Annotated in this window: 9 protein-coding genes; 2 read left to right on the top strand and 7 right to left on the bottom strand. The window is 41.6% G+C overall.

Features of this window, described 5'->3' with window-relative positions:
• Positions 1-1,175: hypothetical protein (locus ACP5L5_RS09440; protein WP_428763324.1), on the bottom strand; the 1,175-nt coding region annotated here is incomplete at its 3' end.
• 500 nt (positions 1,176-1,675) lie between these two features.
• Between ACP5L5_RS09440 and ACP5L5_RS09435 the strand changes: the two genes are divergently transcribed.
• Positions 1,676-1,930 carry a hypothetical protein gene (locus ACP5L5_RS09435; protein ID WP_428763322.1) on the top strand — a complete coding sequence of 85 codons (255 nt, stop codon included), beginning with the start codon at positions 1,676-1,678 and terminating at the stop codon, positions 1,928-1,930.
• Here the strand turns inward: ACP5L5_RS09435 and ACP5L5_RS09430 are convergent.
• Complete coding sequence (locus ACP5L5_RS09430; protein ID WP_428763320.1) at positions 1,919-3,019, bottom strand: AAA family ATPase; 1,101 nt, start codon at positions 3,017-3,019, stop codon at positions 1,919-1,921. The genes ACP5L5_RS09435 and ACP5L5_RS09430 overlap by 12 nt on opposite strands.
• A gap of 157 nt (positions 3,020-3,176) precedes the next feature.
• Here ACP5L5_RS09430 and ACP5L5_RS09425 point away from each other — a divergent pair, with 157 nt between their 5' ends.
• Entirely contained in the window at positions 3,177-3,734 is a 558-nt protein-coding gene (locus ACP5L5_RS09425) for an ADP-ribose-binding protein (RefSeq protein ID WP_428763319.1), read from the top strand.
• A 25-nt stretch (positions 3,735-3,759) separates the two neighbouring features.
• Here ACP5L5_RS09425 and ACP5L5_RS09420 read toward each other — a convergent pair whose 3' ends face one another.
• The 5 genes from ACP5L5_RS09420 to rpoA2 form a co-directional block, all read right to left on the bottom strand.
• Positions 3,760-4,296, bottom strand: coding sequence for a hypothetical protein (locus ACP5L5_RS09420; RefSeq protein WP_428763317.1), 537 nt, complete (start codon positions 4,294-4,296; stop codon positions 3,760-3,762).
• A 167-nt stretch (positions 4,297-4,463) separates the two neighbouring features.
• Positions 4,464-4,907 (bottom strand): 30S ribosomal protein S12, encoded by a 444-nt coding sequence (locus tag ACP5L5_RS09415; protein WP_428763315.1) that lies wholly within the window; start codon positions 4,905-4,907, stop codon positions 4,464-4,466.
• A 44-nt stretch (positions 4,908-4,951) separates the two neighbouring features.
• Positions 4,952-5,404, bottom strand: coding sequence for a NusA-like transcription termination signal-binding factor (locus ACP5L5_RS09410; RefSeq protein ID WP_013605420.1), 453 nt, complete (start codon positions 5,402-5,404; stop codon positions 4,952-4,954).
• A gap of 5 nt (positions 5,405-5,409) precedes the next feature.
• Positions 5,410-5,721, bottom strand: coding sequence for a 50S ribosomal protein L30e (locus ACP5L5_RS09405; RefSeq protein WP_013605419.1), 312 nt, complete (start codon positions 5,719-5,721; stop codon positions 5,410-5,412).
• 62 nt (positions 5,722-5,783) lie between these two features.
• On the bottom strand, positions 5,784-6,941 hold the full coding sequence (gene rpoA2 / locus ACP5L5_RS09400; RefSeq protein ID WP_428763329.1) for a DNA-directed RNA polymerase subunit A'': 1,158 nt from the start codon (positions 6,939-6,941) through the stop codon (positions 5,784-5,786).
• Positions 6,942-6,964: the final 23 nt, after the last annotated feature.

The raw sequence follows: 6,964 nt of genomic DNA, 5'->3' as shown, positions 1-6,964 counted from the left end.
ATGTCCGTCCCAGGTATTGTAATTGAGCTTCTGCCCAACTCCTTGACCTCCATGTTAGCCAACTTGATTATTCGCTTGAGCTTCTCGCCGTCCGGTAGACTTGAACCTAACTCGACTAACTCCTTAATGTCTTGTATTGAGAACCACTCCTTGGCGAGCCTAACGGCCTTGCTTGATCTAATTTTGACTTCGATTATGTTTTCTATGCGTATCGTAAAGCCTAGCTCGTTGATTAACCTCTCGATTATGCCGTACCATAAGTCGTACTTGCTTAAACCTATTAAAAGATTCATATGTTTTGTCTTTCCCTTAATGTAAACATGGCCATCACCCCATATTGCAGATACTATAAATGACCTTAGATCTTTATCATTGAATTTGAGCACTTCTTTAACGATCTCCTCCTTAGACATTATCTTGTGGCTGTTTGCGGTTAAGTGCCATTTAATTGAAACGTCCTCCTCATTAATGCTTAAGCCGTTTATGTACATATGGATTTCGCCAGGGTAGCAAAGCGACCACAGGGCTGCTTGCCACGGCTGGTTCGTACTCATAGTTGGGTGGCCGTCTTGAACGCTCCCATCCGTCAATGCCCAACCGTGCTGAACGGCCTTTAATACCTTTTTGTCACTGAAGGTGTTAGATAATTTAACAGTATCTCCTTCAGACCCAGACAGCGATAAGCTTATTGTGATTCTCCCATTTGTTGATACCTTATTTACTATGACCGCTATGTTCTTGTTGAATAGATGGACTATGAATGACTTATTTCCGCTATTACTGCCAGTCACTATGATGTCCGTTGTGTTCCTCTCGAGCGAATTCATGAGCTCAAGAAATTGTTTCCAGTAGATCTCGCTCCATTTCTCCCTGAGCTTCCTTAAAAGCCATATCATGAATTTGACTACTCTTCTTGCAACCTTAGCCTTCTTGCCGCCATCCTTTTTATGCGTTTCGAGCCACTGTTTTAACTGGCTAATTATCTCATCAATGAAGCTACCACTCTTTAGGGCGTCTTTATGCTTCTCAATCCTCCTTTCTAATTCCTCGACTAATTCCTTGACCTTCTCGATTGTTGCTTCATCGGTCACCGGTTCCTTACAAACAAGTTTTCCATCACGCCTGGCGCCCCAACAAATCCTAGGCTTGTCGGCATTCACCTGAGCCGAAGACATCAAACGAATCAATGCATAAACTCTTTAAAAATCTTACCATTTTATCAGAAAAAATTAAATAGAGTTCAGCAAAAGTTTTGGCTAACCCCTATTCACGCAATTAAGCCCTACAAACACGACGGTTACGCTGTGCAGTTAGATATAGAGGTGGGGAAGCCCTACGCAGAAGTCAACGTACTGCAGACCGAATGCTCCTCATGGAGAGCCTCGTGCTCGTAGCAAAAAATTCGACAAATCTGACAACTTCAAACATTAAGGCTTAAGGAGATAAAGCAGCAACCCAATAATTAACAAGCATTATGAATTAAATCAACAAAATCTCACCACCCAAAATTAAATTCTATTTCGCGTAAATCCTAAAGGATTAACTGGTAAAGGTTCGATGGGAATTCATAATTATTACGCTTTTTCTTTACAATAATCATAAATGTACAAATACTTCAACACATCATCTGGATTAACCCAAAGACCGCCACTTAGTACAGTATTAAAGATGATGATTGGATCAAACTAACCAACAAGAGTTTTTCAGTTGGGCAACATCGATCGTGTGGAATGGGGCTGTGACTGGCGGTAATGTGTTAGGTTCATTACTGACAGGATTGCTTGCTCAGTACTATGTCCCGGTTTATGGGCAGGTTGGTGCTTTAGAACATGCATTATTAATAATACTGATACTAGCTTTCATATCTGGGGCTTTGTGGGTTGCTGTACCAGGGCCACCAAAGAGAAGCAGGGTACCACTATTTGGCTGAGCTGGCTTCAAAGGCCTTAGCTATAAGTGGGTCACTTGGTTTATAGATATCATTTTCCTTCATTAGGAATGAGGAGTCTACGAGATTTTGCAGCAGTTCAGTTATTTTCTTATCATCAATACGAACACCCTCTTTCGCCTCCAGGTATCTCTTAGCATCGCTCCACCTACATCCATGACTACATATCATCATCAACGTATAATAACGTTCTCTAGCCTCCTCCCTATTTTTAAGGAAATTCTCAAACTCCTGCTTAATTAAGTCAATGGCATATTCAAGGGTTCTCCTAATACTTTCGTAATGATTACCTGACTGTAAATAATTAAAACCATAGAACGTCAGCCAACCAGGTATCCCACCTAAGTTGTTATACGCATCCTCTAAATACTCATCAGAAACAGACAATCCTACCTCTCTAAATCCAGCCTTAAGGAATTTAATCGCTTGCTCCCTAGTGAATGGCTTTATGAAGACCTCATACATAGCTCTACCGAATAGTGGCGAGTCTGGATCGTTAAGCCTTAAGAACCGGTATACCATACCTATTTGCGACCCAGTAAGCAGGAAGTGGAGTTTAAGATTATCATAGGCATATGCCAACGGATACAGTATGTTGTAGCCCTTAAGCTTCCTTAACTCTTGCGACTCATCAAACACAACAATAACCCTCTTACTCTCGCGCTCACTAATCTCAGATAATTTATCGAATAAGTCGGCTAGCTCAACTCTATTCTTACCCCAACTCAACCTTAGCTCAATACCTGGGTCTGAAATATTAATACCACGGATACCATGAAGCAGTTTCCTTAACCATTCAGGCCACGTATTTAATGCTCTCTCAACCTCGTTAATTAAATGCCTATATGTTAAGTATGCATTTCCTTCGTATTTCCTGAGGTCGATGTATAACCAAATATTGTTGTTCTTCCCCTCGTTCATTAATACCTTAATTAGTGAGGATTTACCACTTCTCCTAATGCCAAGCAGGAGGGTGATTGGGTAATTTAGACCAAGCCTTAATTTACTTAATTCCTCATCTCTATCAAATAGATCTTCCCTCTTCTCTTTAGGCTTTGGGTCAAATAGCACTGGCTATCTACCCAGTAACTGGTTATCTAACCAGCTATAAACTTTAAGCATCCCTTAAGGCACATGCCCACCTATCTATGCCATTAACCCTTATTCAGCATTGCGACAATGTATACGATAGGAATACATTAAAAGAAGACAGGGGAGTAATTCGTCGATGCCTACCTTTAGATTCCCTAATGGTACTGTGGTGGATGTAATTAAGGGTGATATTACTGAGGTTGAGACTGACGCAATTGTTAATGCGGCTAATTCATACCTTGAGCATGGCGGTGGTGTTGCGGGGGCCATTGTTAGGAGGGGTGGTTATGAGATTCAGGAGGAGAGCCGGGAGTGGGTTAGGAGGTATGGTCCGGTTCCCGTGGGTGGTGTTGCTGTTACGAAGGCTGGCAGGTTGAAGGCTAGGTACGTAATACATGCCGTTGGACCTAGATGCGGCATTGAACCCATTGAGAAACTAGGTGATGCAGTAATTAATTCACTTAAGAAGGCCGAGGAACTCAGCCTAACCAGTATAGCCTTTCCAGCCATCAGTACGGGGATCTTTGGATGTCCATATGATGAAGCCGCAAGAATAATGGCCAAAGCCATTAAAAACGCCGTGCAAGGTCTCAAGAGCGTTAGGAGGATAATAATTTGCCTATATGGAGATGAGACTTACAGCATTTTTACTAAAATATTTAATGAAGAATTAAGTGAATTCAAGATTAATTGAATTTGAGTCTTAATTAGTAAAAGACTTAATCTTCATTGCCTTGTTCGTTATCTCCCTGGTTATTGTATGACGTATTATTATTGTGCCCCTCCTCATGTTCACCGGCGGGTTTTATCGTTATTAATGGCTTATTAGTGACGTTAGGTGGACCGTGTGGATTCATGCTAACGGTATAGTAGACCGTAATATTCACAGTGTAATTGCCTGGTATTAAGTAAACTGAGGCTTCATCCCTATGTAGATTGAGTGTTATGGTTTGATTTCCAATTGTTATCACTACTGTGAAATTGCTAAACACATGTTCAAACCCTTCATCATGAAGGTGTATCTTGAAGTATCCTGATGAGTTAACGTATAGATAGGCCGTAGCACTTACGCTACCGCTTTCTCCCGGTGTTAGATTACCGAGATTTATGTAGGCCGACACGGTCTCGTATGCCGGCGGTGGTGGTAATGCTAGGTGATAACTTATATATGCTAATACCCCATTCATGTTTGCAGCGACTGCCATACCACTTAACCCAGCTGCAAAGGCCAGTACTAGTAGTAACCAGGTCTTCATATTAAGAAGAGAAATTGATTGAGATATTATAAAGGTTGCGCAGCATAGGAATTTAAAGAGAACAACGCATTACTAGTTCGGTGATGTAAAGGTTTCCGGCCTGATTAATTGATGAATTCATCCCTTGCTGATAAAACCAATTAATTAACTGTGAGACAGATAGAAAATTATCTAACAGGTTTTTGTTTCTTTCCCAATAGGATCGCCTTTAGGCTAACACCATTAACCATAATGACCCTAAACCTAACACCAGGCAAGTCACCATAGGCCCTACCCTCTGGACCACCTATTCTCTCAATTATTACCTCATCATGTTCATTAATTATATTAAGCCCACCATCCCAAGGTACGAATGCCGTGACAACCTTTCCATTCTTCGTTATTTGGACCCTGACGCATTTCCTCACGGCAGCATTTGGTTTCCTTGCTTCCACACCAACCTTCTCGAGAACTATTCCCCTGGCCATTGGTGCTCCCTCTAACGGGTCGAACTTCTTGGCTATGCCAAGCATCCTCCTTTTATAGTACGTGTCACTCCACCTAAATCTCTTCCTCTTCTCCTTCAATCCCCTAGCAGCGAACATGCCAAGCGGTGATTTTTTACCGGGCATTGCTATCACCGTTGATTTAAGTGCTTATTTACTTTTTCCTCACGTCACTGGCTTTGTTCCGGCGATACTATCTTTATTTTATCAATATCGAAGTACCGCTTAGCCAGTAGTTTAGCCCTATTAATGTTCCTTCCCTGCTTACCTATTGCTATTGCCTTGTCCTCATTATGTACTGTGGCTATGGCAATACTGCCATTGTTAGGAAGCTTTGTTATTTTTATTGAAAGTACCCTTGCTGGATATAGACTGTTCTTAATTAACTCCTCAGGCGTTTCTCCATACTCAACAACCTCGACATCCTTACCAGTCAATTCCTTTAGCTTTCTAATATTAATACCATTTTTACCAACCGCCAGTGGTGCGAAGTTCTTATCAACTATGAATATTATCCTATTATACTGGCTATCAATTACAGTATCCCTTGGTGTTATTCCAGTTATCTTTTCAAACAATGCCACGTATCTAATTTCCTCTTCTGTTAATCTAATGCTCGGCATGAATATCACCCAGTACGTTGCGCTACTAAAGCCAATATATTGCTTTCTCCTGGATCGATTATAGCTATTGTTGAGACCTTGAAGGGCTTTCTAACGGCTGCACCAAGGTCCCAGCTTGATCCCTGAAACACGTACACCGGCACATTTGACATTTTTGCATAGTACTGTACCGTATTCATCACCTCAGCAGGCGCATTTGAAGCAAGTATTACTAGCTTTGCTGATCCATCAATTACTGCCTTAAGTGATTCCCTATAACCAAGCATCACCTTACCCGTGTTCAACGCGACTTGTAGTTCTCGTGAAATATCAATCATTCAAGACAGCCCTGAAAAAACCCTATTTAAACCTAATGCCAACGATAGGCTTAAGTATTATTTTACTCAAATTCCATTAGCAACTGAACAATACCAGTACCAATAGGTATATACTTACCAGCAAGAACACTCTCAACAACACCTCTGAAATTCTCCAACTCGCCCTTAATCGAAGCCTCAACCAGATTCTTAACCGTAACCTCAAAGGCAGCCCTAGCTAACGGGCTCTCCTTCTCACCAACTACACCATGCCTACCAACCTGTCTAACCTTACCTGTCCAGGTCATTACGTCTGAAACAAGCATTAAATGCCTTAGATCCGTATCCAGACCCTGCTGATCAAGAACCTTCTTTAACTCTCTCATTATCACTGTCCTCGCTGCCTCAACACCCAACACCTCAGCAACCTCATGTATGTCATTGGATATTGTCCTCCTATAGTCAACACCATCTATCGTGAGAACGGCCTCAAGGTTAGTGCCCTCAGTCTCTATTATCCATTCACCATCTCTCTCACTGTATCTAACCAGTGACTTCTTCACATTCTTAATCCCAGCAAGTCTGGTCTGCATTACCTTATCCCTAATCCTCCTAAGCTTTATTATGTCGGCCTCCTCAAGCGTGATCCTTATTACGTTACCCTCAATCTCCACTTGAGCACCCTTACCCTTAATTCTCTCAACGACCTTCCTAACATCCTCCATACTCAAACCTCTCTGGCTAAGTTCGTTCTCATCAATCTCAATGGTTATTTGCGAATTGATGTAATCAACCTCAACACTCTTGGTGACATTTTCTATCGTTGTTAGCTGAATCTTATAGGCAACCTCCTGGGCCTTATTTGGATTATTCCTATGCTCTTCATCTAGGTATATCGTCATCATGGGTACTGACGGCTTTCTCCTGGCATCAACAAGTTCAATCATTCTTGGCAAACCAAGTGCCATTGAGAATTCCCTAAGTCCTGCGAAGTGGAATGATCTAAGAATCATCTGTGTACTTGGCTCACCAACAGACTGCGCAGTGACTATGCCGATCGCCTCGCCTGGATCGATTAACATTTTATAATACTCATTAATTAGGATCCTAATGAGATTAGCCAATTGCTCTCTAGTTATTTCCATGCTTGATAATTTATTTTTCAATTCATTAATGATCTTCGGAGGCAATACATTGGCTAATTGGGCTAATACATTGCTCACTTCCTCCTGGGAGACCAGATTCTTTGCCTCAGCCATGCCTC

This window comes from Vulcanisaeta sp. (assembly GCF_049966235.1).
Lineage (GTDB): Archaea > Thermoproteota > Thermoprotei > Thermoproteales > Thermocladiaceae > Vulcanisaeta > Vulcanisaeta moutnovskia.
The sequence above is the reverse complement of the archived record's forward strand: the minus strand, read 5'-3'. Positions and strand labels throughout refer to the sequence as shown.

Excerpts from the sequence above, each read along its gene's own strand:
- ACP5L5_RS09425 (WP_428763319.1), top strand. The coding sequence starts at position 3,177 with ATGCCTACCTTTAGATTCCCTAATGGTACTGTGGTGGATGTAATTAAG.
- ACP5L5_RS09420 (WP_428763317.1), bottom strand. The coding sequence starts at position 4,296 with ATGAAGACCTGGTTACTACTAGTACTGGCCTTTGCAGCTGGGTTAAGT.
- ACP5L5_RS09415 (WP_428763315.1), bottom strand. The coding sequence starts at position 4,907 with ATGCCCGGTAAAAAATCACCGCTTGGCATGTTCGCTGCTAGGGGATTG.
- ACP5L5_RS09410 (WP_013605420.1), bottom strand. The coding sequence starts at position 5,404 with ATGCCGAGCATTAGATTAACAGAAGAGGAAATTAGATACGTGGCATTG.
- ACP5L5_RS09405 (WP_013605419.1), bottom strand. The coding sequence starts at position 5,721 with ATGATTGATATTTCACGAGAACTACAAGTCGCGTTGAACACGGGTAAG.